Genomic DNA, 26,284 nt, shown 5'->3' with positions numbered 1-26,284 from the left:
TAATTTGTGAACAATATATTTTTTTAGTAATTTTGGGGCTAAATAAAGACAAAGATTATGAATGTACGAGATATACTGTTTACAATAGGTTTTTCTTGTTTGTTGTGCCCGGTGCACGCCCAAAAAATTACTCTCGGTTCTTGTATCACTAAGGATAAGGGTGAATATAATGGCGAAATGTCGGCAGGCAAGCCAAATGGAAAAGGAAAGACTGTATGGAAAAATGGTGATGTTTACGAAGGAGAGTATGTAAAAGGTAAACGCGAGGGTTTTGGAATATACACTTTCCCCGATGGCGAGAAATACGAGGGACAATGGTTGCAGGACCATCAGCATGGTCAAGGAACCTATTACTTCCAGAATAATAATAAGTATGTGGGCCTATGGTATTGCGATTATCAGCAAGGACATGGTGTTATGTACTATTTCAATGGTGATATCTATAATGGCGGATGGAAAGAAGATAAGCGCGAAGGTAAAGGCAAGTACACATTTGCCAGCGGTGCCTATTATGATGGCGAGTGGAAGGCTGATAAGAAAAATGGAAAGGGTTATTTCTACTGGTCAGATGGCTCATCGTATGATGGTCAGTGGCTCGACAATAAACGCAATGGCGAAGGGACCTATAAATATTCCGATGGCGATGTCTATGTAGGACAGTGGAGAAATGACGTACAGCATGGCAAAGGCATATACCGATTCCAAAATGGCGATATCTATCAGGGTGATTATGTTCGCGGTCAGCGTACTGGTCTGGGTGTTATCAACTATGCCAATGGTGATAGATATCAAGGACAGTTTAGAGATGGCGACAAAGATGGACAAGGTACGGTGACTTGGAAAAATGGTGACAGCTATACAGGAGAGTGGCATGCCGACAAACCAATGGGGCGTGGCAAACTAGTCACCAAGCAAGGAGATACCGTCGAGGGTCAGTTCAGTAATGGTGTGCCTAACGGAGAATGTATCGGTCATCTGGCAGACGGTTCCAAGTTTAAGGCCATATTCAAGAATGGAAAGCGCAATGGCTTCTCTATCGAAGAGAAAAATGACGGGACCCGCTTTGAAGGCAACTATGTGGATGGACATAGGGAAGGAAGTTTCGTAGAGAAAGATAAGAATGGCAAGATAACGGCCAAAGGCACGTATGTCAACGGTCGTCGCCAGTTGAGTGAGTAAAGAATGAGAACAAACTTAAATACTTAGACTAATATGATTATTGATACGCTTGAGAATCTTGAGAAGTACGTTGCTGTCAATCCCTTGTTTAAGGAGGTTGTAGCTTTCCTTCGTGAGAACGACCTAATGAAACTTGCAGAAGGCAAACATGTTATCGATGGCGACAACCTGTTTGTAAACATTCAGGTGGCCAAAGGTAAAACTCCCGATGAGGCCGTAATAGAGACGCATCGTAAGATGGTTGACATACAAATCCCACTTGATGGTATGGAAACTTATGGTTACACCCCCTTGTGTAACCTTCCAGACGTGCCTTATCAAGCAGAAAAGGACATTACGAAGTATCCAGGACAGATGGCAGATAGCTTTATTGATTGTCAACCCGGAATGTTTGCAGTCTTCTTCCCTCAGGATGGTCACGCTCCTTGTATTACGATGGCACCAACGATAAAGAAAGCTATTTTTAAAGTAAAAGCATAAAACTATGGCAACTACTAAAAAAACAACCGGACCCCAGCATATTGGTCTTGTGCAAAATGACAGTTGGCTGGAACCTTTTGAAGACGCAATACGTGGGCGTCATGATCATGCCGTATGGAAGTTGAACCAACTGACTCGAAATGGCAAGAAAACCTTGAAGGACTTTGCGTCTGGACATCTTTACTTTGGACTACACAAGCAATTAAGAGGATGGGTGTTTCGTGAGTGGGCTCCTAATGCCACTGAGATATATCTGATAGGTGACTTCAACGATTGGAAAGAGACTGATAAGTACAAGTTGAAGCGTATTGAAGGAACAGGAAACTGGGAACTGAAACTCAAGGAGCGCGACTTGAAACATGGTCAGCTCTATAAAATGAAAGTGAAATGGAATGGGGGAGAAGGCGAACGTATTCCCGCCTGGTGTCGTAGAGTTGTTCAAGATGAAAATACCAAGATATTCTCTGCTCAGGTATGGAATCCGGCTGTCCCCTATGAATTTAAGAAAAAGAACTTTAAACCCAAGAAATCACCGTTGCTCATCTATGAATGTCATGTGGGCATGGGACAGGATGCAGAAAAGGTTGGCTCCTATAATGAATTCCGCGAGAACGTGCTGCCTCGTGTGGTCAATGATGGCTATAATTGTATTCAGGTGATGGCTATACAGGAGCATCCCTACTATGGCTCCTTTGGCTATCATGTGTCGTCGTTCTTTGCGCCATCTTCACGTTTCGGTACGCCTGAGGAGTTGAAACAACTTATCGACGAGGCTCATAAGAAGGGCATAGCCGTGATTATGGATATCGTACACTCTCATGCGGTGAAGAACGAAATCGAAGGTCTGGGCAATCTGGCTGGCGATCCTAATCAGTATTTCTATCCTGGTGATCGTCATGAACATCCAGCCTGGGATTCGCTCTGCTTTGATTATGGCAAGGATGAGGTACTTCATTTCTTGCTATCAAACTGCCGCTATTGGCAAGAGGAATTCCATTTTGATGGCTTCCGGTTTGATGGCGTGACGTCCATGCTCTACTATAGTCATGGGCTTGGGGAGGCCTTCTGCGGCTATGGAGATTACTTCAATGGACACGAAGATGATAATGCTATTTGCTATCTCACACTGGCCAATAAGCTGATACACGAGGTGAACCCCGATGCCATTACGATTGCAGAAGAGGTTAGTGGCATGCCCGGATTGGCAGCAAAGTTCGAGGATGGTGGTTATGGTTTCGACTATCGTATGGCAATGAATATTCCTGATTACTGGATCAAGACCATCAAGGAGCAGCCTGACGAGAATTGGAAACCCAGCTCTATCTTCTGGGAGGTGAAGAATCGCCGCCCCGACGAGAAAACTATTTCATATTGTGAGAGTCACGACCAAGCGCTTGTTGGTGACAAGACCATTATCTTTCGTCTGATAGATGCTGATATGTATTGGCATTTTGCAAAGAAGGATGTCAACGGGGTGGCAGAACGCGGTATAGCTCTTCATAAGATGATTCGTCTTGTGACGGCCGCAGCCATCAATGGCGGTTACCTGAACTTCATGGGTAATGAGTTTGGTCATCCAGAGTGGATCGACTTCCCTCGTGAGGGTAATGGCTGGAGTTATAAATATGCACGCCGCCAGTGGAATCTGGTTGATAATAAAGACCTCTGTTATCATTGGCTTGGTGACTTTGATCGTGAGATGCTACGTGTGATAAAGAGCATTCGCAATTTCCAGGATAAACCTGTTGTTGAGATATGGCACAATGATGCCGATCAGGTGTTAGCATTCATGCGCGGTGATCTGATATTTGTGTTTAACTTCTCACCGACGCAGTCGTTTGCCGACTATGGCTTCTTGGTACCTACGGGTTCCTACGAAGTGGTGTTGAATACAGATGCCACAGCCTTCGGCGGTCATGGTTTCGCAGACGATACTTTGACGCACTTCACAAACTACGATCCTCTCTATGTCAAGGATCATAAAGAGTGGCTGAAACTTTATATTCCTGCACGTTCAGCAGTAGTCTTGAAGAAAAACTAATGGGAAGATATTATTCAGATTGTAAGAGCGGCACAACTACCATCAAGGTAGTGTGTGCCGTCTGTTTTTGGTTGTTTTCGTTTGTGTGGCTCTATGCATTCCAAGCAGATGTTCTGGCTGTTTCGCAACATATTCTTAGCGCAGGCGCAACACATTACAACCGTTCGCTTGGTGCTTTCTTTGTTACTTTGGCGCTATATCTGCTACAGCTGGTAATGTTCTTGCTTTTCCGTCTTTCCAAGCGGTCGCATGCCTTGACCTATCTGCCATCCATGCTACTCTTGGCAGTGATTTCAGATTTTAACTTTACCAGTGACCTAAGTTACTCTTTGGGAAGTTGGAAGTGGCTGATTCCTTTAGTGCTTATTTTCTGGGGAGGATGTGTGTGGGTATCCAAACAGATGCTTTCTTTTGAGAACCATAACAACGTGAACAATGCTTACTTCTCGCGCGATGTTTCACAGAATATCCTTATCATGCTTGTGATGATGCTGTTTGTGACACTCAGTACCAACACCAATGCTGTACTCCATTATCAGGCTCATGCAGAAACTTCGTTGTTGCATGGTGACGACGATGAAGCGCTGCGTGTGGGCAGTCAATCGCTCGAGACCAATACTAGTCTGACGATGCTTCGGGCCTTTGCCCTTTCACGAAAAGGCGAGATGGGAGAGCACTTGTTCGAGTATGCTTTAGAAGGCAAGAGTAAGGATCTGTTACCCTTGAAGGACAGTCATAGCCGCTTGTTGATGATGTCTGCAGATACTATCTACAAACATCTTGGTGGCAGACCGAAGAGACCCATAGATGTGTGGCAGTATCTAAACGCACTTGAGCGCGATTCATTTGCTACGCGTGCTGTCGCTGATTATGTGCTTTGCGGTTATCTGATGGACAAAAATCTGAAGAGTTTTGTACATGCGCTGCCTCGCTATTACGAAATTTCAGATTCTGTCAGTTTGCCACGCCATTATCAAGAGGCTTTGGTCCTGTATTGCTCTATCCAAGGAGATACGGCAGTTGCCCATCTGGATTCAGTGGTTTACGAACGCTGGACGTCAATACGTGATTTGAAGAAACAGATTCCCAGCCAGTCTGCACGCCGCCTTCGTGCTCTGGAACGGCATCGTGGGTCTTATTTCTATTATTATCTTTACCAATAGATGATGACAGCTGCTGTGATGCCACGTGCATAGTGAGGCTTTACAGCGTTAAGTCATACATATTGTAGGGCTGCTGATGTCTGAGAAACACGAGATGATGTTGGACAAAAAAGAAAAAGGCTGGTTCGTTGTTTGAAGTGAACCAGCCTTTCTTTTTATGATAGGACGAATCTTATTCGATAACAATCAGTGCATCGTCTTCCATAACGCTTTCGCCAACCTTTACGCATATAGCAGTTACAGTACCAGCTTTCTCCGCTGTCAAGTTGTTGGCCATTTTCATAGCCTCGAGTACAACGACGGTATCGCCAACAGCAACCTGGTCGCCAACAGCAACCTTGATGTCAGTGATCACACCGGGCAGGGGAGCTTTTACAGCGTTGTTCTTGTTCACGGCCTTGCTGGTAGCTTCGCTGCCTTCTGTGGGTGCAGAAGGTGCCACTGCCGGTTTGCCGAGTACAGGCTTTTTCTTCTCAGGTTCGGCCTGTTTCTCAAGTTCAACTTTGTATTCTTCACCGTTTACTGTAACACATACGAGGTTGTCCTCAATGTCGCCAACAGCAACTTCATACTTTGTTCCGTTGATGGTGTACTTGTATTCTTTCATCTTTGTTTGATTCTTGATTTATGGATGTGCTGTCATTGTCTGTGCATAGCCATTCCACTGTGTGGGATGCTCAGCAATCGTAATGATGCCTGGCTCAATGTCGTGGACATTGTTGCCAAGGTGCTCGTGCAGAGCAAGTGCAATAGCAGCATATACTTCTTTATTCATAATTATCAATTGTCAATTATCAATTATCAATTACATAGGAATGTTGCCATGCTTCTTTGCGGGCAGAGCATCGCGTTTGGTTGCGAGCTGTGCCAGTGCGCGGCAGATGCGGAAACGGGTGTTGCGAGGCTCGATAACATCATCGATGTATCCATACTTCGCAGCCTGATAAGGATTAGCGAAGAGCTCGTTGTACTCATCCTCCTTCTCGGCGATGAAGGCCTTAACGTCTTCGCCAGCTTCCTTTTTAGCCTTAGCTTCCTTAGCATATAGCACAGCTGCGGCACCAGAGGCACCCATAACAGCAATCTCGGCAGAAGGCCATGCGTAGTTCAAGTCGGTGTGCAGCTGCTTAGAACCCATCACGATGTGTGAACCACCATATGACTTACGCAGTGTTACAGTAATCTTGGGAACAGTAGCTTCACCGTAGGCGTAGAGCAGCTGAGCGCCATGAAGGATGACTGCATTGTACTCCTGACCAGTACCAGGCAAGAATCCAGGCACGTCAACGAACGATACAATAGGAATATTAAAGGCATCGCAGAAGCGTACAAAGCGTGCACCCTTACGAGAAGCGTTCACGTCGAGTACGCCAGCATAGCAAGAAGGCTGGTTGGCAACTATACCTACGCTCTGGCCGTTGAAGCGTGCAAAACCAACAATGATGTTCTTGGCGAACTTAGGCTGAACCTCAAAGAACTCTCCGTTATCAACAACAGCACCGATTACCTTGTACATATCGTATGCCTCGTTGGGATTCTCGGGGATAATCTCGTTGAGCATGTCCTCCATGCGGTTGATTGGATCATCGCACTTCTTGCGAGGAGCAACCTCCATATTGTTTGAAGGAATATATGAAAGAAGAGTCTTGATCATCTGCAGACCTTCCTCCTCTGTCTTTGCGGTGAAGTGTGTTACACCCGACTTGGTGGCGTGAACACTGGCACCTCCCAGGTGCTCTTGGTCGATGTCTTCGCCCGTAACGGTCTTAACCACCTTAGGACCGGTAAGGAACATGTATGAAGTACCTTCCATCATCAGGGTGAAGTCGGTCAGTGCGGGGCTGTAAACAGAACCACCAGCGCAAGGACCGAAGATGCCGCTAATCTGTGGAATAACACCTGATGCCAGAATGTTGCGCTCGAAAATTTCGGCAAAACCTGCCAAAGAGTTGATGCCTTCCTGAATACGTGCACCACCCGAGTCGTTGATTCCGATAACAGGCGCACCCATCTTCATGGCCATATCCATGACTTTGCAGATCTTCTGACTCATTGTTTCAGAAAGAGAACCTGCATGAACGGTAAAGTCTTGTGCAAATACATATACCAGACGTCCGTCAATAGTACCTGATCCAGCTACGACACCATCGCCCAAGAACTGCTTTTTCTCCATACCGAAGTTATGACAACGATGTTCTTTGAACATGTCGTACTCTTCAAAAGAGCCTTCGTCGAGAAGCATTTCGATGCGCTCGCGTGCTGTATATTTACCACGGTCGTGTTGCTTTTGAATGGCTTTCTCACCACCACCGAGACGAGCTTGCTCGCGTTTCTCGATGAGTTGTTTGATCTTTTCTAATTGCTTGCTCATAATTTATTAATGTTCACAAAGTTCTGTCAATATACCACAGGTTGATTTGGGGTGGAGAAAGGCGATGTTTAGGTTCTCAGCACCTTTTCGTGGTGTCTGATCAATGAGTCGTACACCTTTCTCGCTTACTTCTGCCAGTGCGTTGGCAACGCCATCTTCTACGCAGAATGCTACATGATGAACACCCTTGTTCCCCTTGTCGAGCCATTTCTGAATGGTGCTCTCGGGTGATGTGGGCTCAAGCAGTTCCAGCTTTACCTCGCCACATTTTAAGAATGCAGTTTTCACTTTTTGGTCCTCAACGGTCTCAATGTTGTAGCACTTCAAACCCAGCACGTTCTCAAAGAATGGCAGGCTTTCTTCAATGCTTTGTACAGCAATGCCCAGATGCTCAATGTGTGAAATTCTCATAATCGTATCAATTAGATTAATAATTCGTGGCACAAAGGTACAAAAGATAAATGAATTTCTGCTTTTTTTTGGTCTTTTTTATAAAAAAAAGAGAGATTATTGCATGTTACGAGCAATAATCTCTCTTGGTATAGCATATTAGGACATTTCCTTATTTTTACTCTTTGTTGCGATAAACCTTTTCGCTATCGTTGTCTAAATACCAGAAGATGGTCTGGTCGTCGGTCTGAACCCACTCGGTAAACATGCTGTATGCATCCTTGATGCAAATTGTTTCTAAGGGGTATTCAAAGTTCATGGGAACGATGATTGCATAGGGAGGTTCACCAGGTGTTGTTGGAACAGAGATCGTTTTGCCTGTTGAAAGGTTATTCACTGTGATGGTCTTCAAGAAGTCTTCGATGCTCATGTCTGAGGCAACCGTGAAGTCTTCGGTGATTGGCTCAAATGTATCCTGACTCAATTTGGTGTTGATAAATGTAGAACCAGGTGCAACATTAAAGAGCTCGTGAACCTCTTTACTTGTCAACTTGGCATCGTCGTAGCCAGGAATCTGTAGTTGCAGCAGGTCGTCGGCACCACTTGCCACGAGGCTCAGTCTGATGGTGGTCTCGTTGACGCGTGAAGCCTGCAACACAATGTCGTTCATGTCGTAATCGGCAGAAGCCAGACGGTCTTCGAAACACATGGTGTAGAGTGATGCTTCCGGATTCTGAGGCTCGTCGATGGTCGAGGCACCCTGAGATACTTCCAGAATCATGTCGCAGAAGTTGCAGTCAGATCCGTCCTCAAAGCAGAGGTATGTACGGTCGTTGGCGCTGAAGACTGCGATACGTGGGCTGTCGAACTGCATGCCGTTGGTCGTCTTACCATAGCGCAGATCGTCTTTGGCATTGGGGTCGTTCTTTCTGATGGTTGCTGCCAATTTGGTGTCGATGGCACTCAGGTAGTGACCATGTAAGTGGTTCACCTCTACGTTCAAACGACCGTCGCCATAGGTGCAACCGCTGGTGCAGTCCTGTTCTGTCTTGCCGGCGTAGCCCTTTCTGTTCAGGAAACCAATCTTATAGCCCTTGGGGATGGCCAACTCGGCAGATGCTGTTGTACCGTTTGTCGGTGCTCCGTCACCATAGTAGGGGAGCAGATAGGCTTTATCTCTGAAGAATTTTGTTTTATTGGCCTGACCTTTCATGGCCTTGAACTTTGGCAGAGCCTTAATATAGTTGGCTTCCTGCTCAGAGGTCATGCCTGCAGTCTTGGCAGGGTTGAAATAGTAATAGTAAATATTATTGTTGTTGCCTTCAGTGGTTCCCATCTGAACGGGTGTTACAATTAGGGGCGTTCCATCGCTGATGAGGTAGTTGTTGTTGATGATAAAGTGATCATTGCCCTCAGCAATGAGTTCCCAGTTGTTGCTTCGTCCGTTGGTGGGGTGCAGACCGCCCGTCTTCTGGAGGTATGCATCGCAGATGGCCTGGACTGTTGACATATCGACGGTCTCTTTAATATCTTTATAGATGCCATTCTCTGTGATATTCCAGCTTCCATCGGTCTGAGCCTGTGGAGACCAGAGACGGTCGTTGACCCATGAAGCGTCGTACAGATTCATGTAATAGAAATCGTTGGTACCATCGTTCACCATAATCTGATGTGTCTCGCTAGCGAGGGTAGCCTCGGCACGAAGCGCATTGAAAGATTTGATGGGATCGCCAAGTACGATAGAGCTAGCTGCGGGGTATGCACTCTCAGCAGCACGAGCTCTGCGTGATTCGGCAACTTCGCCGAAGTCAACTTCGCTATCTTCCAGTCCGAATGACTGTACGTAGTATACTCCTTTATCGTTGATACAAGCGGCAATCAGTCTTTCGTAAACGTTAGGGGCATCATATTTCAATGTCACGTAACGTCCGTTGACGATTTCTGCTTCGTTCAGTACTTTTGCATTAGGATTGCCGAAAGGTGATTCTGTCAAAATCTGAACCTTTACGATGTTGTTGAGAGGGGCATTAGCGATAATTCTCACTGAGCCTTGGTTAATAGAACTCCAATCTTGTCTAACAATTTGTCCTAAAACGTCTTCTGCATTTTGTTTGATAGCCTTGCTGTCATCACCATTGTAGAGATTTTTTTCGTGGTCAATACAGCTAGTTAAAGTTAAACAAGTAACTGCAAGTAAAGATAATAACTTTTTCATATTTTGGTTATCGTTTATAATGTCTTTGCACCGTTAATGACTATTTAGAAAGTCCTTGTTATTTTATAATAATGGTGCAAAATTACAAAAAAATACTGAAACCCAAGCGCATTTTTTTGTTTTTTTTTATTTGTGGGTTAATTTGTTGATATTGTGAGTTGTACGAATTACAACTCTACAATGATCTTGCCGTTAATCTGGCGCCCGGTCAGATAGTTGGGTACAGCCCATTGCCTGTTGGTGACATCGGTGACCCAATAATAGCTGTTTACGTTGGAAATGCCAAATAAATTCAGGCAGTCAACACCCAGCCAGATACGCTTGATTCCGAATTTTTTTGTTTCGGATTCTGAAGGCTGATAGGCCAAATAGCTCATACCGATGTCTGCTCTTTTGTACGCAGGCGCCCTGAAACTCTGGGTAGTGATGCCGCGATGGGGTGCACCAAAAGGCAGTCCGTCGGCATAAGCCAGCTTAAGTGTCATTTTCCAACGTGTAGTACCCGGGAAATAGTCAGTGAAGTGTAGGTTTAGTGCGTAGCGTTGATCGGTAGGCATTGGAATCCATTGCCCATTCATTTTTTGTTGCGTACGCATCAGCGAGAGGCTAACCCATGAGTCGGTGCCAGGGACAAACTCGCCATAGAGTTTTAGGTCCAAACCTGCGGCATATCCCGAACACATGTTTTGGCCGTAATATGTAGTCTTCACGTTTTGCACGTTGTAAGGAATCAGGTTGGCAAGTGCCTTGTAATAGATTTCTGCACTGAACTTATATGGCAGGTCTTTCATCTTAAATCGGTAGTCCATTGCGCCAATCATCTGGAACGACCGCTGACTCTTAATATGCTTGTTGAGCGTCACTTTCGTTATACCGCCAACTGCTGTTGTGTCGCGAAACTCCTTGTAGAATGGTGCTTGATAGTAGATGCCAGTGGCCAATCGGTAGGTGATGTCTGGGTTTGACGCAGGCACCAATGCTAGTGATGCTCTGGGAGAAACAAGTGTTTCCTTATTGAACGACCAGTTGGCAAAGCGGATGCCGTAGTTTAATGTGAAGAAATTGTTGCCGTTATGCCAGCGGAAGACGTCTTGCACGTAGCCTTCGATGCGTGTGGAGTGCATGTCGTTCTTTGACGAAAGTGTGTAGATGAGGTCCAGTCGGTTGCTGGTGTGGGGGATTGAATAGCCGCTTGAGTCGCGCATCTCGTATTCGCGACTTTGCTCTTTCAGGTGCTCCCACTTTATCACCAGTCCACCTTCAATCTCATGTTGCTTTAATTTTCGGTTGACCATCAGCTTCACACTTTGAACGTTGGCCGTAAGATAGTTGCGTGCATGCTCGGCATAAGTTCCTACGCCCAGTTGCTCTGCACTCTGAGCATCGTTCAGCCAGTATTGTCCTTGTATGTCGTAGGCTTCCTGTTCTTTAGTGTGAAAGGCCGACCAAAGCAATTTTATGCTCAGAGAGTCGCTGATGTGGCGGGTGACAGACGCAGCACCAAAGAGTGTGCGGAAGATGTCTTTCTCTTGACCATCAAAGTACACCTTGAATGATTTGGCCGACTGCATCGTGCCAAAACTCGTTTCTCGATCGTGGGGCTTGAAGTTATAATGGTTTTCTGAGATGTTGCCCAGCAAGTCGAACGACCATCGTTTGTTTGGGTTGTAGGTCATGTATGACTGATAGTCAAGCTGGTTCGGTCTGTATTCTCCGGTCGTTTCCAACGTTCCTAGTAAGTACCTGTTCGTCTTATATCGCAGGCCGTGGCTCATGGAAAACTTCTTGTTCGACATACCCACATAGGCACTTGCGCCGAGAAGCGAAGCCATTGCCGTTGCTTCAAATGCCTTGGGACGTTTGTAGGTGATGTCCAGCGCACTGGACATTTTGTCGCCATACTTGGCAGAGAAGCCGCCTGACGAGAAACCAATCTTCTCGACCATGTCGGGATTGATAACAGAAAGTCCTTCCTGTTGGCCGCTTCTGATGAGCAAGGGACGGTAGATTTCAATGTTGTTGATATACACAGAGTTCTCGTCGAATGAGCCTCCTCTGACGTTGTATTGGCTCGAGAGCTCGTTGTGTGTTGAGACGCCGGCCTGCTGCTGTATCAGTTCTTCGACGGCATTGCCCGTAGCTGACGGTGTGGCTTTCAGTTCTTTAGCATCGATTTCCTGCATCTGTGTGGTCTGTCGGCGTCGCTCGGTGATCACCACCTCGCTGAGTTCCTGCATGGGCGACATCTGTATTTGCAGCGTCTGTGTGGTGCGTGGGTTTCTCAGGGTCCTGGTGCGGGTCTTGTAGCCAATCATCGAGAAACGTATCTCGACAGAGTCGGCCGTCTGCAGCTTCATATTGAATTCGCCTTTGAGGTCGGTCATCGTCACCTTAGCCTGTCTGGGACAAGCCACGGTAGCAAATTCAAGGGCATTGCCATCTTCGTCGGTCACACGACCTTTCAGGGTGAAAGATTGTGCCACGACGACACTACTCATCATAAGCATGACGAGCATAGAGATGATAGATGTGCATGTTGAATTCATCTTTCTTATAACGTAGAAAATCTTGTTTTATTATAGAACGTAGGGATTTTAGATGAAAAGTGGCACTTTGCCTCCGTCAAACCAGTGCTTTAGTCTAAGCAATGTGCCACTTTACTATCGCCAAAGCATAGTAAGGGATTAGAATCCAGAGAGGGGCGCTTTTAAAGTCTAAAAGCACGTGTTCTAAAGTCTTGAAGAGGCGTTTCTAAAGTCTAAAACCAAAGCTTTCATTTCTGGTCTAGCCCCTGGATACTCTACATCCAGCCCTTAGAACGACCGCATCCAGGGGCTAAAACGACTCGTTCCAGGGGCTGGATGCGCCACATCTAGGGGCTGGACGGACATCAAAAGTAAAGCTATTGCAACGCAAAAGCGAAACTATAACAAGACGAAAGCAGCACAATAACGCAACTTTCTGAGACCTTTCGTGTTTTCAGTTTGTGTTTATTGAACAAAAACCGAGAAGACCCCTTTGTGAGCCAGAAATCTCTGTCGAGATTTTCATGTTGTCAGTGGTAATCCTTCTTGTGAACAAGTTCACATCAGGCTTCCCACAGACACCATGCCCCCTTCGGGGTTTCTGTCTCACAAAGGAAAAACCACGGACCTTCGGTCCTGAAAACCAATGGGGGAACTCCACCCCGGTCCTCCAGAGGGAGGGAGACATCCTGTTCTTTTTCTATCTGATCTCTACTTTATTGATTTCAATCTAAAGAATCTGCTGAGCCTTTACTGAAATAACAAAAAGCGCAAATAAAGGATTACCCTATGATTTTTCGCTTGAGCCCTATGGTTGTCATTCCTTGTATAAGATTGATAACAAGCGGTTTATCCAACCCGTCGAAACATGGAACCAGCGATAGGTTGAGGTGGGCTTTCCACCAAAACGCAGGATGAAGTCACGGTAGCGATTCTTCTTGAATGGCAGACCTACGTCCAAAAAGAACATGTGCTCGTAGCCCATTCGGTGGGCATCTTTCAGAGCGTGCCAGATAGTGATGATGTCGGGATGGACAAAGGCAAACGACTTTCGACGGAATGCCGAGAACCACAAGTAGGCTTGCTGCTGACTGAAAAACACGACAGAACAGCCGATGATGTGCTGGTGATAGCGTGTGATATAGAGACGACAAGCCTCGTGGTTGATGAGGTTGCAAAAAAACGAGTCTTCGGGGATATAGCGCTTGGGCTTCAGCCAGTGGTGGCGCCGTAAGAGCTTTGAAAAGGCCTTGAAGTCGGCTTCGGTCCTCACGACGTCAGTCTCCACACCGCGTTTATAGATTTGCTCTATGCGTTTCTTCATGCGTTCGCTGAGTCGCTCTTCTGGTGTGCGTGAGTGTAGCGAGTTGTGAATGCTCATCCATCTGACGGGAAAGTAGCCTGCCTCGCGAAATTGTCGGTAACCAAACATTTTCTCGCGCAGATTGCTTACCTCTACATACAGAATACGTCGGCCAAGCATGCTCGTCAGTTTCTTCAGCATCATCCCAAACAAAGTGGTACTTTGGTCGGCAAAGTCGGGGTGATAAACGCCTTCGCCCAGTATGCGGCAGTGCCGATAGAGATAGGGCGGAAACCAAGAACAGCGAAAGCGCACGATACCAAGCATCTGAGCCACCACGGTGCCGTCTTGTCTTTCGACGGTGACCATATACGGACGTTGACGACGACTTGATTCGGCAAGCGTGAAAAATGTCTTGCTGTGGAAGATGTTTTTCTCTTCCAAACTATCGGGCAACATGTCACCGCTGGTATATATTCTGATGTTTAATTCGTTCATCGCGGGCAAAGATACGAAATAATTCTTAATTCGTCATTCTCGTTTCGTAATAATTTAGTAACTTTGCCGAAAAATGTAAATCTATTTAAAATGACAGAATTTAAGACCTTGGCGCAGATGCGTCGTTCGCATCGCAAGTTTACAAGTGAGGAAATTGATGCCGAAGATGTAAAGCTCATCCTCAGAGCAGCACTCATGTCGCCCACATCTAAAGGCCAGCGTGCCTGGGAATTTGTGGTTGTTGATGACAAGTTGGACCTGGAGAAACTTTCAGATGCCAAAGCAATGGGAGGTCAGTTCTTGAAGGATGCCCCTCTGGCTATCGTTGTTTTGGGCGACCCCATGGCTAATGATTGCTGGATAGAGGACGGTTCTATAGCTGCCATCTCTATGCAGTATCAGGCTGAGGAGTTGGGACTGGGATCGTGCTGGGTGCAGATGCGCGGTCGTGGACTAAGTGATGGAACCAGTGCCGACACCGTTATCCGAGGCATTCTTGATATTCCTGAGAACCTCTCTGTGCTCTGTGTGTTGGCTGTGGGACATAAAGCCGATGAGCGTCAGCCGCAGAACGAGGATAAGTTGAAGTGGGAACGCGTTCATCTGAATAAGTATTAAGTCATGGACATCGTCTTTATAGGTGCAGGAAGGCTGGCCACCAACATGGCACAAGCTTTGTTTCAAAAGGGCCATCGCATACTGACGGTTTACAGTCGGACGATGACCTCTGCCCAGCAGTTGGCAGAGAAGGTGGAAGCTGTGGCCACTTGCGATTTGCAATCATTGCCCCAAAGGGCCGATGCGTTCATCTTTTCGGTGAAGGATGCCGTTCTTGGACGGTTGATTGCTGACTTGCAAAAGGGACGTGAAGAAGTGGCTTTCTTTCACACGGCTGGCTCCGTAACCATGGAAGTCTTCGGGCAACACCCGTGTCATGGTATTATCTATCCGATGCAGACGTTCTCAAAAGAAAGACTGGTGGATTTCTCGCGTGTTCCTATATTTATAGAAACTAACAATGATAGAAGTCTTCTGCTTGCCGAAGCCCTGGCTTCGTCCATCAGTCAGCACATCTATCAACTGTCTTCTGAGGAGCGCCGATACCTACATTTAGCCGCCGTCTTCGCCTGCAATTTTGCCAATCATTGCTATGCGTTGTCGGCCGAGATACTGAAAAAGCATGGGTTGCCGTTTTCAGTGATGTTGCCTCTTATCAACGAAACGGCACAAAAGGCTAACACAATGGACCCAGTGGAGGCACAGACGGGGCCTGCTGTGCGTTATGACGTCAATGTGATTGAGGCACAAAAGGAATTGCTTGCAGACAATCCCGATATGCAGGAAATATATGAATTAATGAGTAAAAGTATTCATCTCTTGGCGAAATGATCAACTACGATTTAACAAAGATAAAAGCCATCATCTTCGACATTGATGGCGTACTTTCGGCAGAAACCATCACGTTAGCTCCCGATGGTCTGCCACAACGAACCGTCAACATCAAGGATGGCTATGCCATACAGTTGGCCGTCAAACTAGGACTTCACATCGCAATCATGACAGGCGCCAACGTTGACGCTATCCGAGTGAGGTATGAAGGACTTGGAGTGAAAGATGTGATGATGGGCTGTGCCGTGAAGATCACTACCTATGATGCATTTCTGAAGAAGTATCAACTGACAGATGAGGAAGTGATGTTTATGGGAGATGATATCCCCGATTTAGAAGTGTTGCGCAGAGTGGGGTGCCCCGTATGTCCGCACGATGCTTGTCAGGAGGTGCGCGAGGCTTGTATCTATGTCAGTGACCGAAAAGGTGGCTACGGGTGTGGTCGCGATGTCGTTGAACAAACCCTGCGTGCCCAGGGCAAATGGCTGATGGATGAAAAAGCCTTTGGATGGTAAAAAGAAAGAATATGTTTGAGAATCTGCAGAAATATCATATCGTGTTGGCGAGCAACTCGCCTCGCCGACGAGAACTTTTAGGGGGCTTAGGGCTTCCTTTCGAAGTGAAAGTGCTGAAAGATATTGATGAGTCCTACCCACCAACGCTGCCCGTTGGCGAGATTGCTCAATATATCTCCAATAAGAAAGCAGAGGCTTATCAGGCGGTCATGGCACCTGATGATCTGATTATAACGGCCGATACGGTGGTTATAGCTGGTGATGAGGTTATGGGAAAACCTCATGACGCCTGTGATGCTCGTCGCATGCTGCATAAGCTGAGCAACTGCTCTCATCAAGTGACAACTGGTGTTTGCCTGATGACAAATGAGAAGAAACGCAGCTTTTCAGTGACGACGGATGTCACTTTCAAGCAACTGTCAGATGACGAAATCAATTACTATGTAGAGAAATATCGCCCCTTTGACAAAGCTGGTGCTTATGGAATACAGGAGTGGATTGGCTATATTGGAGTCACAGGTTTGAGTGGAAGCTATTTCAACGTTATGGGCTTGCCTGTTCAGCGCATATATACAGAATTGGAATCTTTTTAGAACTATTTTCCGTTATTAACAAAAAAAGTTGTGAAAAGTTTTGGTTTTGTAGAATATATTTGTAACTTTGCAATCGATAACTAGTAATTTTAATCTATATTTATCATTTTCCAAAGTTTTTAAAAAGAAGGAACCCGTTCGTGAGAATAGGTTCCTTTTTTTGTTGAAATAAAGTATATTTCCTGCTGTGTAAACTACTCATCACCGTATTCGGAGATGTTCTCTGCTTCCTCGTCGGCATCGCCACTACCCAAATCCATCATGGTAGAGTAGTTCTCTTCGGTGATGTCGTCATCATCGGGATCAGAGATTTCAATGTCGTCTTCGTCGGGCTTGTTGTAGTTGTCTTCGATTTCCACATCAGCATCATCGTCTTCATCATCCATACTTGATGATGCAAACTTCATGCGGGGCTTCTCGCTTTCTGGCTTAGCCTTGGCAAAAATGGCTTCTATCCATGTGCCTTTGGCTACTTCCAGGACTTCAAAACCGTCTTCAACCTTCTTTTCGTACATGCCACCCTTTTTGTGCAGACGATCTTTAGGAAGTGTGGTCGTAGAGATGTCAAAGCCGCTTTCAATGATGTCTTTGATACTTTGTGAAAGAGAATCCCAACCGCCACCAAAGTTGCGGTCCAACACTTCGATAAGTTTGGTAGCTGAGATGTGGCGGATATTCTCGTAAGTAAGATCAGTTACACGCATGATAGGACGCTTCTTGATAGCCCATGTGACCTTTGCATTATCGTCCAGTTTTACTTGACCGACTTTATATCCCAGCTTTTCGAATTTAGTCTTGACAAGATCTGAATCGCTGTTGATCTCTTCAATCATAAATGCAGAACGGATAATGTCAACATAATGGCGTGCGTTGTCTTTCACTTCAGCGTCTTTTTCAGCTCCTTCCCACAAACGGAAGATGTCATTCTCCTGTATGTCCCACACACTGCTTTTGGTCAGTGTCTTGAGCGTAAGTGCTTTTTTATTAGTCTGTTGCTCCATAGAAAATTAGTGCATTTGCTTGTTTATGGTGCAAAGATACGAAATTATTCTTAATTCATAATTCATAATTCGCAATTATTTTCTATCTTTGCATCGAAAATATGGCAGAACCATTAGCAGAAAGACTAAGGCCGCGAACGTTGGATGACTATATCGGTCAGCAACACTTGGTGGGCGAAGGGGCTGTTCTTCGAAGAATGATTGACTCGGGGCACATCTCTTCTTTTATTGTGTGGGGGCCTCCGGGAGTAGGCAAAACAACGTTGGCTCATATCATTGCCAATAAGTTGGATACTCCTTTTTATACCCTATCAGCAGTGACAAGTGGCGTAAAGGACGTTAGGGATGTCATTGAAAAGGCTCAGAAAGGTCGCTTCTTCAATGAGGCTTCACCTATTTTATTTATTGACGAGATACACCGTTTTTCAAAATCTCAGCAAGATTCTCTGTTGGGTGCTGTCGAACGGGGCATTGTCACGCTGATAGGCGCCACGACAGAGAACCCGTCTTTTGAGGTCATCAGGCCCTTGTTGTCGCGTTGTCAGCTATACATTTTGAAGTCGCTTGGTAAGGAAGACCTTCTGAAACTGCTGAATCGCGCTATCACGACCGATGTGATTCTCAAGGAACTCAAAATAGAACTGAAAGAGACTGATGCACTTTTGAGGTTTAGTGGAGGCGATGCTCGTAAGCTGCTGAACATTTTGGAACTGGTTGTAGAGAGTGCTAAGGCAACTGCACATTCAGCATCATCGGAGATTATTATCACAGATGATTTCGTGGTTTCATGTCTCCAACAAAATCCTTTGGCTTATGATAAAGACGGTGAGATGCATTATGATATCATTTCAGCCTTTATTAAAAGTATAAGGGGAAGTGATCCTGATGCTGCCTTATACTGGATGGCGCGTATGATAGAGGGTGGAGAAGACCCTCAGTTTATTGCTCGAAGACTGGTGATATCTGCTGCCGAGGATATTGGACTGGCTAATCCAAACGCTCTGCTTTTGGCCAATGCTGCTTTTGATGCAGTGATGAAAATTGGTTGGCCTGAAGCTCGTATTGCTCTTGCTGAATGTGCGGTCTATTTGGCGACTTCGCCAAAAAGTAACTCGGCCTATCTGGGTATTGATAGGGCTTTGTCTTTAGTGCGTGAGACAGGTAATCTGTCAGTCCCGTTGCCTCTAAGGAATGCTCCAACAAAATTAATGAAAGAGCTTGGTTATCATGATGGCTACAAATATCCTCATGATTATCCTGGTCACTTCACAGAGCAGCAATATATGCCTGACGAATTAGTCAATCAGCGGTTTTGGCATGGGCAACATAATCCTGCAGAGGAGAAACTCTATCAGAGAATGGTAAATTATTGGGGAAAACGTTTTGAAGATTAGTTTAGATGAATCAGGAATTCTTGATAAGCATCATTGAAATGCTTGGTACTTTTGCTTTTGCAATTTCAGGCATTCGTCATGCGGCAGCAAAACATTTTGATTGGTTTGGTGGATACGTTTGTGGTATTGCTGTTGCTATAGGTGGCGGAACAATTCGTGATGTATTGCTTGGTGCTACACCGTTTTGGATGACTACCCCAATTTATATGATCTGCACGGCCGTCGCTTTGTTGACAGTTGTTTTTATGGGAAAATGGATGGAACCGCTGAAAAATGCATGGTTCGTTTTTGATACGTTTGGACTGGCGCTATTCACGGTTGCCGGAATTCAAAAGAGTCTTGCTTTCGGACAACCTTTTTGGGTGGCTGTCATTATGGGATGTATCACGGGTGCTGCTGGTGGCGTCATCCGCGATGTACTCCTGAACAATGAGCCTGTGATATTCCATAAGGAGATATATGCCATGGCTAGTGTGCTGGGTGGTATCGTTTATTGGATTGGATTGGAGACAGGCCTGTCTGTTGGCGTAACGGCTATCGTAAGTTTCGTACTGACTTGCGTGGTTAGATTCCTGGCAGTTCGCTACCATATCTCGCTGCCAATCCTTGCCTCAGAAGATGCTAAATCATAGAAGGTCTTAGTCATGGGGGACCGCTTTTGGGGTGGTATCATGGCATTTAGTGGCAGTTCTGCCAAAAAATAATAATTAATTTGGATAATTACGATAATTCCTATATCTTTGCAACTAGAAATAATAAAACTAAAACTATCAATTCTCTTATACAATGAAGAAAGTTCTGTTTCGTGGGGTGTTGTTGGCATTTGCCTTCGTCCTTACTACCAGTTTGACCGTATGGTCGGCAAACAAAAAAACTAGCGTTTCGCAAGTGACAACTTCGATATCTTTAACGGATGATGTTGATTATATCGTGTCATCGGCAACCCCATTTGGAAATAATGGTGTAGTGAATATAGTCAATACAGAGCATGCCGTTCTCATATTAGATGCAGTGAAGCCTTCTGCAGCTCTTACACTGCTGAGTAATCATGTGCAGATAAATGGACAGCGTGCTGTTTATAATTCTAACTGTCAGGTGAAGATCTATAATCGAGGTTGTATCATTTTACCTTATGCTAGCAACTTTAAACCACTGACAGTATATTCCGAACCAGATTTCTTGGGTGAGTCATGCAGCGATTTTGGCTTGGAGAGTGCTGGCGGTTTCATGAACACTCTGACCGAGGCAAAGCTGAACAACAGAATCCGTTCTTTCAAGTTGAAACGTGGATATATGGTGACCTTTGCCAACGGAAAAGGCGGACGGGGTTATAGTCGTTGTTTCATTGCTGCCGATAAAGACTTAGAAATAGCTAATATGCCTGCAGTCTTGGATCGCAGTATTTCTTCATATCGTATTTTTAAATGGTATGACACGGGTAAACAAGGGCTGGCCAATGATACACGTGCTAATTCTGTTGAAGCGTTGAATGTCACCAGTTGCTACTCGTTTGGTCTTGGTGAGAATCGAGGCATTGACTGCGAGTGTGTGCCTCACCACATCTATGAAGACTGGCCTTCTGCGGCAGCGTGCGGATCGGTATCGTATTCACCGCATATGAAAACCAATAACGAGCCTGGTAATAGTGCCGACGATACTCCTCAGACGGTTCAGCAAATTTTGAATAACTGGGAAAACCTGATGCGTACTGGTATGCGCCTATGTTCTCCATCGTCTCATGATGGCAGTCTAAATCATTTGCGCGAGTTCATGGATAGTATAGATGCCCGTGGCTGGCGCTGCGACATTATTGACTTGCATTGCTACTGGCCAGAGTCTAGTTTCAATGAATGGAGCTTTAAGACACAATGGGTTGATCGCTATCATCGACCAATCTGGATTTCAGAATGGGTTTGGGGCGCATCGTGGAATAATAATGGCGCCTTTGCCAGTGGAGTGACGGAGGCTCAGAATGCAGAGGCTATCAAGCGTATTTGTGGCAACCTGAACAATTGGGATTACATTGAACGTTACTATTATTGGAACAGTGAGCGTGACCCATCCAAAATCATGAGAGACAATTTCTCCTTGACTGCTGCGGGTCAGTATTATGCCACCATCAACTCTGGCGTAGGCTATAACGGTAAGTACGACTATGCTCCAAAAGTTGTTAAGCAGCGTACTCCGTCTGGTTTCACCCTTGAGTTTGATAACAAGACAAAGGTTGCTACACTGAAGTGGCACGATTATAATGGTGAGATGAATGGCGGCATCTATGTAGAGCGTCGTGTGAATTCATCGGCCAAGTGGGAGACGTTTGCAGAAATTCCCATGGAGGAAAGTGCTGCCGACTATACTTATGAGGATAAAAACTCAGGCATTGGCTATCAGTATCGTGTGCTTGTGGTTGATGGAAATGGCGACGAGCGCAGAACCAATCAGATCACAGCTGCTGCAAAAGAGGTCCAGGCTGGTGATGCTATTGAGATTAATGGTGCCACCAAGTATCTGGGCGGTAACGTTTTCAAAAACGGCAACTTCATGATGGGACTTACTGGATGGACTAACGGCGCAGGCGAACCTCTCGCAGCTCCTTATTTTCAAGTCATTGAAAAAGGTGGTTTTAACGGATATCCTTATTTGCAGTGTTATGGCGATGGTGATGATGTAAGCGAAATGTCTATTCGACAGGTTGTGGATATTAAACCAAATACGGACTATTTTTTTACTGGAGCTGTATGCAATAATGTTAATCTGTTGAACTATGTGTATGGCTCTAATGATGGCATTAGCAGAGATAAAAACCTTAGTAACCTCTATAACACGACAGGTACTTGGCTTATGCAGTCTAAAACATTTAATTCTGGTACATATTCTAAAGCTATATTCTCATGCCGACAGTTGGGGGCAAAATCACAGTTTGGCAATCTTTACCTGGGCAATTTGTTTGATTCTTATGAAGAGGCAGTAGTAGATGGCATATCCTGTGTTCGCCAGTCCATTCAGCTTTTCCAGACTTATAACACAAAATACCCGTTCCTGAATGGCGAATTAGCACAGAAGGCGACAGCTGTTACGGGGAATGATGCTGAAGCACTTGCTGCTCTTCAGACGTTGTTGGACCAGACCTTTAAGGCGTATTCATATTTGGATGAGTATGCAAGGAAGAAGCAGTTGTGGCGCAGTTATGCCGAATTGGAATTGCCTGGTAGTGAAGACCTGAAGCAGTTGCTTTTGCAGTTTGATAGTGCAACATCTATCGAATCCATTGCGAATACTTACCCTCAACTTGTGGAGGCCGTTGACGACTATTATCCACAGACTACTATAGCTGACGCAATTGTTTCTTCAGACTTTTCTACGTCTTCGGGATGGACTACGAAATGCGGTACGTACACAGCTGGCGACCAGCGTCTCAATAAAAAGAACGATATCACATTCTGGAATGCATGGTGGTCTGGGATAGATGCGTCAGAAGGCTCCGCTAAAAGTATGGCTATCAAACAGACAGTGGAACAACTTGACCACGGTTTGTATTCCTTGGAATGTAAGGCCTCTACAGAGCATTTCTGCCTGAGTGACCAGCATGGCTATCTAACAGATGGTAAAGTGACCGTATCGACACCAGCCCTGACTGCTGATTATTTTGACCTGCCAACCGTCAGTGATGAAGACCGCTGGCAATCTTTGTTGACAGCACCGTTGTATGTTCCAGATGATTCTGCATTGACCGTTGGGTTTGTCGGAACAAAAGAGGGTGCCGTCAACGGAGCATGGCGTGCTTTGGGAGATACAAAGGCTGTGGGGGATAACCGTGAGGGCTGGTGGTGTGCCACCGATTTCGTCTTAAAGTTCCATCCTCTCTACCGCACAACAGTAGAACCAAACCAGTGGGCTGTCACTTGTCTGCCTTATGCTGTGAAAGCATATGGTGACGTGAAGTTTTATATGATTGGAGGTGTAACGTCCGATTTGAAAAATCTATGCCTGTATGAGGTTACAGAAGTACCAGCAGGTCTTCCTTTTATTTTCAAATCAGAAACGGCTGATGTGACTTTGTATGAGTATGGGCCCAAGATAAAAGAACCACAACTCGGGCAAGGAAACCTGTGGGGATACTTTAGGACTACTGCACGCGTTCCTAAGCAGCATTATTATTTGGATAATGGCATCTGGAAGAAAGTTGATGCGAATAACCGTCCCCGAATGAGTAGTTATACAGCAGTTCTTCTTCCTTTTGACGATTACTTGGCAAGTTATATCCCCAAGAAAGATACGTGGGATGGAGAGACCATGCCTATTGAAGGATTGACGGAAGCAGAATATGCACTTGCAATCAGCAATGTGACACTTTCTTCTCCTCAGATGGAAGATGGATTATATACCATCGACGGACGTAAGGTGAACTCGTCAAATATCACTCGCGGTATTTATCTGAAGGTTGAGAAAGGAAGTGTATTTAAGATCATCAAAAAATAAATAGACTAATGAAAACCAAGACCTACTTACTTACAGCCTGTCTTCTGACGTCTTCTTTGGCGATGGCGCAGGAGCGTTCGTCGTCAAGTATTAACTTGAAGACATTCAAGAAATCGGATATTAGCATGCCCATAGATGTCAAGGCAGAAGGAAAACGCTTCTCTCCAATATGGGGACTTGATTTGGCATGGATCAACGAACAAAATCTGCGTAAAGGACTCCGACATATGGGAGCTGAAAATGTTGGAATCGGTCGTACTTCTTTCCGTGTCTTCTCACCGCTGATCAATGATGAGTCATTGGCCAATGATCAGATTGATGGCTTGCGAGAACGTTCTATCCTGTTTGATATAGTACGCAAAGACCTGCCTTTGGTGATGAACTGTGACAATGGCTATCGGCCAAAGGATAGTACAGAGCCATTTGTTAATACCTACTATACGAGCAAAAACAAGATAGTAAACATTGATCATTGGGCTAAATGTATAGAGGCTCATGTGGCTTGGATGAAGGAAAATTCAACCCATCCCGTCATAGGAATATCACCTTTCAACGAACCTGACAATGCTTGGGAAAAGAACCTTACCGGAGAGATTCAGGGCAATCAGTCAGACGAGGCCAATGTGGCACAAAAGTTGAAAAGCTACGAGAGTCTGCAAGGCATTAAAATATGTGGTGGCAACACGTTGAATAATGACAATGCCATCAATTGGTATAATGCCGGTTCTAATGTTTATGACTGGGGTAACACCCACCAGTTAGCGGGGTCTATGAATAACTATATTAAGTTCTACGACCGCTTGATGAATGACGGTAAAGTGGGTTACAATGACGAAATGCATAATGTGGTTGAGGCGATGGTTGGTCTGGAACATGGTATGACCTATGGCATTTGGTGGGGTTTCGATAGTCGTGCTCGTGGTGAGTTCTGCGACATCTCTCGTCATGGACAACGTCTGGCTTATGCAGAACATCAGAACAACTGGACGGCTGCTTCTGTCTATAGACATGATGATGGGCGTGTGAAGGCCTTTATCGGTTCTTCAGAGCGTCAGGCGGCTACTACTTCCTATCAGTTCGTTTCGCCGCAGCGTGATCTTTATTTCGATGGTCAAGGTCCGCTTCGTACTTTCCGAATGGAAATACCTGGCGGTACAGGCTATCAGCAGGGACAAGTCAATGCCGAGCGCGTGATAGATATCACATGGGGTGAAGATGTTCAACCCGCTGCTATAGATGGTCAGTATCAAATAGTAAACGAAGGCACAGGACTTGCTTTGGCTGCGATGGGAAGTAATATCGTAGTTCAGAAATACGAGAAACTTGCATTGCAGAAGTGGAATGTGACTCCTGCTGTTTCTCCAACAACCTCTGGCGATTTTAGTTTTTATGATATTACGGTTTCTAATAATGTGATGACCCATTTGAATGTTCAGGACTTCTCAACGTTTGACGGCGCTAATGTTATTGCATATAGTGTAAATAAAGTAGCACATTCTAATGAACAATGGTATCTGCAATATGCAGGTAATGGTACATATTATATCCGTAATCGCGAAACTTCACTCTATCTCACGGCTCAACCCTCTTCAGCCCTTAATAATGTGAATGTGCAGACCAATGTATTAATGAGTGGAGATAACAGCAAAAGACAGTTGTGGCGATTTATTCCAGTTACAGCAACTTTTGACCGTAAAGCGCCAGAAAAACCATCTGGCCTTGTAGCCGATGCAAACTCTGCTTCTGTTCGATTGTCGTGGGATGCTAACAGTGAGCGTGACCTTGGAGGCTATATGGTTCTTCGCACGGAAAAGGGTAGTAACGAATGGAACACCATTGCGCGTAAGATCAAAGATGCTTATTTTGTAGATAATACATGTTTGCCTTCTGTTACTTATATATATAAGGTAAAGGCCATTGATCTGTCTGAGAACCTTTCTGATGCTTCGGATGAGATTGAGGCGGCTGCATCTGGTGAGAAGGCAATGATTGCCCGTTGGCACTTTGAAACGAATCTTTATGATGAGACTTCCAATATGATGGATGCTGTTCATGGTGGTACACCAGCCTTCATGGTGGATAATTCAACATACGAAAAGTATCTCTCGCTGAGCAATAATGCATACTTGCAGTTGCCTTATAATATTGCAAATAGTGAGGAGATGACCATCGCCATGTGGATTAATATGCGTAGTAATAGTAACTGGCAGCGTGTATTTGATTTTGGATGGGATAACAATCATTATATGTTTCTGACTACTAACAATGGCAAAGGTGGTATGCGCTTTGCCATTAAAAATGGGGAAGAAGAACAGACACTTGACGCCAACCAGAATCTGTCGATTTTGAAATGGAAGTATCTCACTGTGACCATAGGTAAAGGTAAGACATGTATCTATATAGATGGCGTTGAGGTTGGCTCAAGTAACAGTATCACCATTAAGCCAAGTGACATTCATGCTGTTCTGAACTACGTCGGACGCAGTCAGTTCTATACAGATCCATATATGCCTATGTTTATCCGTGACATGCGTATTTACAATTATGCTGTTGATGTTGAAGAAGTAAAGAGCATGATGAACGATAAAAGTAACAGTATTAATGATGTCAAGGATGTAAAGCAACCTTTAAACATTTACGGTATTGATGGTACCAGACGTCCGCAGATGAGGCGAGGAATCAATATCATAGATAAGAAGAAGGTTATGAAGAAATAACGGAGAAGGCACTACAGAAAAAGGTTGGCAA

Annotated in this window: 20 protein-coding genes; 12 read left to right on the top strand and 8 right to left on the bottom strand. The window is 45.2% G+C overall.

Annotated elements, in window-relative coordinates; translation table 11 throughout:
• Positions 1 to 57: 57 nt before the first annotated feature.
• Genes L6472_RS09055 through L6472_RS09040 form a run of 4 tightly spaced genes read left to right on the top strand, consistent with a single transcriptional unit; the run spans position 58 to position 4,863 of the window.
• Positions 58 to 1,179 (top strand): phosphatidylinositol-4-phosphate 5-kinase, encoded by a 1,122-nt coding sequence (locus L6472_RS09055; protein ID WP_237804335.1) that lies wholly within the window; start codon positions 58 to 60, stop codon positions 1,177 to 1,179.
• 33 nt (positions 1,180 to 1,212) lie between these two features.
• Entirely contained in the window at positions 1,213 to 1,659 is a 447-nt protein-coding gene (locus tag L6472_RS09050) for a YhcH/YjgK/YiaL family protein (RefSeq protein WP_237804334.1), read from the top strand.
• 4 nt (positions 1,660 to 1,663) lie between these two features.
• Positions 1,664 to 3,700, top strand: coding sequence for an alpha amylase C-terminal domain-containing protein (locus L6472_RS09045; RefSeq protein WP_237804332.1), 2,037 nt, complete (start codon positions 1,664 to 1,666; stop codon positions 3,698 to 3,700).
• On the top strand, positions 3,700 to 4,863 hold the full coding sequence (locus L6472_RS09040) for a DUF6057 family protein (RefSeq protein WP_237804330.1): 1,164 nt from the start codon (positions 3,700 to 3,702) through the stop codon (positions 4,861 to 4,863). The genes L6472_RS09045 and L6472_RS09040 overlap by 1 nt, the downstream gene beginning before the upstream one ends.
• Before the next feature lie 172 nt (positions 4,864 to 5,035).
• Here L6472_RS09040 and L6472_RS09035 read toward each other — a convergent pair whose 3' ends face one another.
• The 7 genes from L6472_RS09035 to L6472_RS09005 all read right to left on the bottom strand — a co-directional run bounded on the left by L6472_RS09035 (position 5,036) and on the right by L6472_RS09005 (position 14,165).
• Positions 5,036 to 5,470, bottom strand: coding sequence for a biotin/lipoyl-containing protein (locus L6472_RS09035; protein ID WP_237804328.1), 435 nt, complete (start codon positions 5,468 to 5,470; stop codon positions 5,036 to 5,038).
• Positions 5,471 to 5,488: 18 nt separating this feature from the next.
• The gene (locus tag L6472_RS09030) at positions 5,489 to 5,638 is read right to left on the bottom strand and encodes a hypothetical protein (protein ID WP_237804326.1); all 150 of its coding nucleotides are present in this window, start codon (positions 5,636 to 5,638) and stop codon (positions 5,489 to 5,491) included.
• Positions 5,639 to 5,668: 30 nt separating this feature from the next.
• A complete protein-coding gene (locus tag L6472_RS09025; protein ID WP_237804324.1) occupies positions 5,669 to 7,234 on the bottom strand; it encodes an acyl-CoA carboxylase subunit beta in 1,566 nt (521 codons plus the stop codon).
• 6 nt (positions 7,235 to 7,240) lie between these two features.
• On the bottom strand, positions 7,241 to 7,645 hold the full coding sequence (gene mce / locus L6472_RS09020) for a methylmalonyl-CoA epimerase (RefSeq protein WP_237804322.1): 405 nt from the start codon (positions 7,643 to 7,645) through the stop codon (positions 7,241 to 7,243).
• A 157-nt stretch (positions 7,646 to 7,802) separates the two neighbouring features.
• Complete coding sequence (locus L6472_RS09015) at positions 7,803 to 9,839, bottom strand: DUF4842 domain-containing protein (RefSeq protein WP_237804320.1); 2,037 nt, start codon at positions 9,837 to 9,839, stop codon at positions 7,803 to 7,805.
• Positions 9,840 to 10,006: 167 nt separating this feature from the next.
• A complete protein-coding gene (locus tag L6472_RS09010) occupies positions 10,007 to 12,385 on the bottom strand; it encodes a TonB-dependent receptor (protein ID WP_237804318.1) in 2,379 nt (792 codons plus the stop codon).
• A 796-nt stretch (positions 12,386 to 13,181) separates the two neighbouring features.
• Positions 13,182 to 14,165 carry a GNAT family N-acetyltransferase gene (locus tag L6472_RS09005; RefSeq protein WP_237804316.1) on the bottom strand — a complete coding sequence of 328 codons (984 nt, stop codon included), beginning with the start codon at positions 14,163 to 14,165 and terminating at the stop codon, positions 13,182 to 13,184.
• A 90-nt stretch (positions 14,166 to 14,255) separates the two neighbouring features.
• Here L6472_RS09005 and L6472_RS09000 point away from each other — a divergent pair, with 90 nt between their 5' ends.
• Genes L6472_RS09000 through L6472_RS08985 form a run of 4 tightly spaced genes read left to right on the top strand, consistent with a single transcriptional unit; the run spans position 14,256 to position 16,662 of the window.
• Complete coding sequence (locus tag L6472_RS09000) at positions 14,256 to 14,783, top strand: nitroreductase family protein (protein WP_237804315.1); 528 nt, start codon at positions 14,256 to 14,258, stop codon at positions 14,781 to 14,783.
• A 3-nt stretch (positions 14,784 to 14,786) separates the two neighbouring features.
• Positions 14,787 to 15,554, top strand: coding sequence for a Rossmann-like and DUF2520 domain-containing protein (locus L6472_RS08995; protein WP_237804313.1), 768 nt, complete (start codon positions 14,787 to 14,789; stop codon positions 15,552 to 15,554).
• Positions 15,551 to 16,069, top strand: a complete 519-nt coding sequence (locus tag L6472_RS08990) for an HAD family hydrolase (protein ID WP_237804311.1) — start codon at positions 15,551 to 15,553, stop codon at positions 16,067 to 16,069. Before L6472_RS08995 ends, L6472_RS08990 begins: the two co-directional genes overlap by 4 nt.
• An 11-nt stretch (positions 16,070 to 16,080) precedes the next feature.
• Entirely contained in the window at positions 16,081 to 16,662 is a 582-nt protein-coding gene (locus L6472_RS08985) for a Maf-like protein (RefSeq protein ID WP_237804309.1), read from the top strand.
• Between the two features lie 194 nt (positions 16,663 to 16,856).
• Here the strand turns inward: L6472_RS08985 and L6472_RS08980 are convergent, their stop codons facing one another.
• Positions 16,857 to 17,663: a hypothetical protein gene (locus L6472_RS08980; RefSeq protein WP_237804307.1), complete on the bottom strand. Its 807-nt coding sequence runs from the start codon at positions 17,661 to 17,663 to the stop codon at positions 16,857 to 16,859.
• A 101-nt stretch (positions 17,664 to 17,764) separates the two neighbouring features.
• On the opposite strand from L6472_RS08980, the gene L6472_RS08975 reads away from it, so the two are divergent.
• The 4 genes from L6472_RS08975 (at position 17,765) to L6472_RS08960 (ending at position 26,253) form a co-directional block, all read left to right on the top strand.
• Positions 17,765 to 19,057 carry a replication-associated recombination protein A gene (locus tag L6472_RS08975; RefSeq protein ID WP_237804305.1) on the top strand — a complete coding sequence of 431 codons (1,293 nt, stop codon included), beginning with the start codon at positions 17,765 to 17,767 and terminating at the stop codon, positions 19,055 to 19,057.
• Between the two features lie 5 nt (positions 19,058 to 19,062).
• Entirely contained in the window at positions 19,063 to 19,689 is a 627-nt protein-coding gene (locus L6472_RS08970) for a trimeric intracellular cation channel family protein (protein ID WP_237804304.1), read from the top strand.
• A gap of 154 nt (positions 19,690 to 19,843) precedes the next feature.
• The gene (locus L6472_RS08965) at positions 19,844 to 23,536 is read left to right on the top strand and encodes a hypothetical protein (RefSeq protein ID WP_237804301.1); all 3,693 of its coding nucleotides are present in this window, start codon (positions 19,844 to 19,846) and stop codon (positions 23,534 to 23,536) included.
• An 8-nt stretch (positions 23,537 to 23,544) separates the two neighbouring features.
• On the top strand, positions 23,545 to 26,253 hold the full coding sequence (locus tag L6472_RS08960; RefSeq protein WP_237804299.1) for a LamG-like jellyroll fold domain-containing protein: 2,709 nt from the start codon (positions 23,545 to 23,547) through the stop codon (positions 26,251 to 26,253).
• The last annotated feature ends 31 nt before the right edge of the window (positions 26,254 to 26,284 follow it).

Origin of the sequence: Prevotella sp. E13-17 (genome assembly GCF_022024035.1) — a bacterium.
In the GTDB taxonomy this organism is placed as follows: Bacteria; Bacteroidota; Bacteroidia; order Bacteroidales; family Bacteroidaceae; genus Prevotella.
This window is presented reverse-complemented; position numbering and strand designations above follow the sequence as displayed.

Bases quoted from the DNA above. Each gene is read 5' to 3' on its own strand.
- L6472_RS09055 (WP_237804335.1), top strand. From the start codon at position 58: ATGAATGTACGAGATATACTGTTTACAATAGGTTTTTCTTGTTTGTTG.
- L6472_RS09050 (WP_237804334.1), top strand. From the start codon at position 1,213: ATGATTATTGATACGCTTGAGAATCTTGAGAAGTACGTTGCTGTCAAT.
- L6472_RS09045 (WP_237804332.1), top strand. From the start codon at position 1,664: ATGGCAACTACTAAAAAAACAACCGGACCCCAGCATATTGGTCTTGTG.
- L6472_RS09040 (WP_237804330.1), top strand. From the start codon at position 3,700: ATGGGAAGATATTATTCAGATTGTAAGAGCGGCACAACTACCATCAAG.
- L6472_RS09035 (WP_237804328.1), bottom strand. From the start codon at position 5,470: ATGAAAGAATACAAGTACACCATCAACGGAACAAAGTATGAAGTTGCT.
- L6472_RS09030 (WP_237804326.1), bottom strand. From the start codon at position 5,638: ATGAATAAAGAAGTATATGCTGCTATTGCACTTGCTCTGCACGAGCAC.
- L6472_RS09025 (WP_237804324.1), bottom strand. From the start codon at position 7,234: ATGAGCAAGCAATTAGAAAAGATCAAACAACTCATCGAGAAACGCGAG.
- mce (WP_237804322.1), bottom strand. From the start codon at position 7,645: ATGAGAATTTCACACATTGAGCATCTGGGCATTGCTGTACAAAGCATT.
- L6472_RS09015 (WP_237804320.1), bottom strand. From the start codon at position 9,839: ATGAAAAAGTTATTATCTTTACTTGCAGTTACTTGTTTAACTTTAACT.
- L6472_RS09010 (WP_237804318.1), bottom strand. From the start codon at position 12,385: ATGAATTCAACATGCACATCTATCATCTCTATGCTCGTCATGCTTATG.
- L6472_RS09005 (WP_237804316.1), bottom strand. From the start codon at position 14,165: ATGAACGAATTAAACATCAGAATATATACCAGCGGTGACATGTTGCCC.
- L6472_RS09000 (WP_237804315.1), top strand. From the start codon at position 14,256: ATGACAGAATTTAAGACCTTGGCGCAGATGCGTCGTTCGCATCGCAAG.
- L6472_RS08995 (WP_237804313.1), top strand. From the start codon at position 14,787: ATGGACATCGTCTTTATAGGTGCAGGAAGGCTGGCCACCAACATGGCA.
- L6472_RS08990 (WP_237804311.1), top strand. From the start codon at position 15,551: ATGATCAACTACGATTTAACAAAGATAAAAGCCATCATCTTCGACATT.
- L6472_RS08985 (WP_237804309.1), top strand. From the start codon at position 16,081: ATGTTTGAGAATCTGCAGAAATATCATATCGTGTTGGCGAGCAACTCG.
- L6472_RS08980 (WP_237804307.1), bottom strand. From the start codon at position 17,663: ATGGAGCAACAGACTAATAAAAAAGCACTTACGCTCAAGACACTGACC.
- L6472_RS08975 (WP_237804305.1), top strand. From the start codon at position 17,765: ATGGCAGAACCATTAGCAGAAAGACTAAGGCCGCGAACGTTGGATGAC.
- L6472_RS08970 (WP_237804304.1), top strand. From the start codon at position 19,063: ATGAATCAGGAATTCTTGATAAGCATCATTGAAATGCTTGGTACTTTT.
- L6472_RS08965 (WP_237804301.1), top strand. From the start codon at position 19,844: ATGAAGAAAGTTCTGTTTCGTGGGGTGTTGTTGGCATTTGCCTTCGTC.
- L6472_RS08960 (WP_237804299.1), top strand. From the start codon at position 23,545: ATGAAAACCAAGACCTACTTACTTACAGCCTGTCTTCTGACGTCTTCT.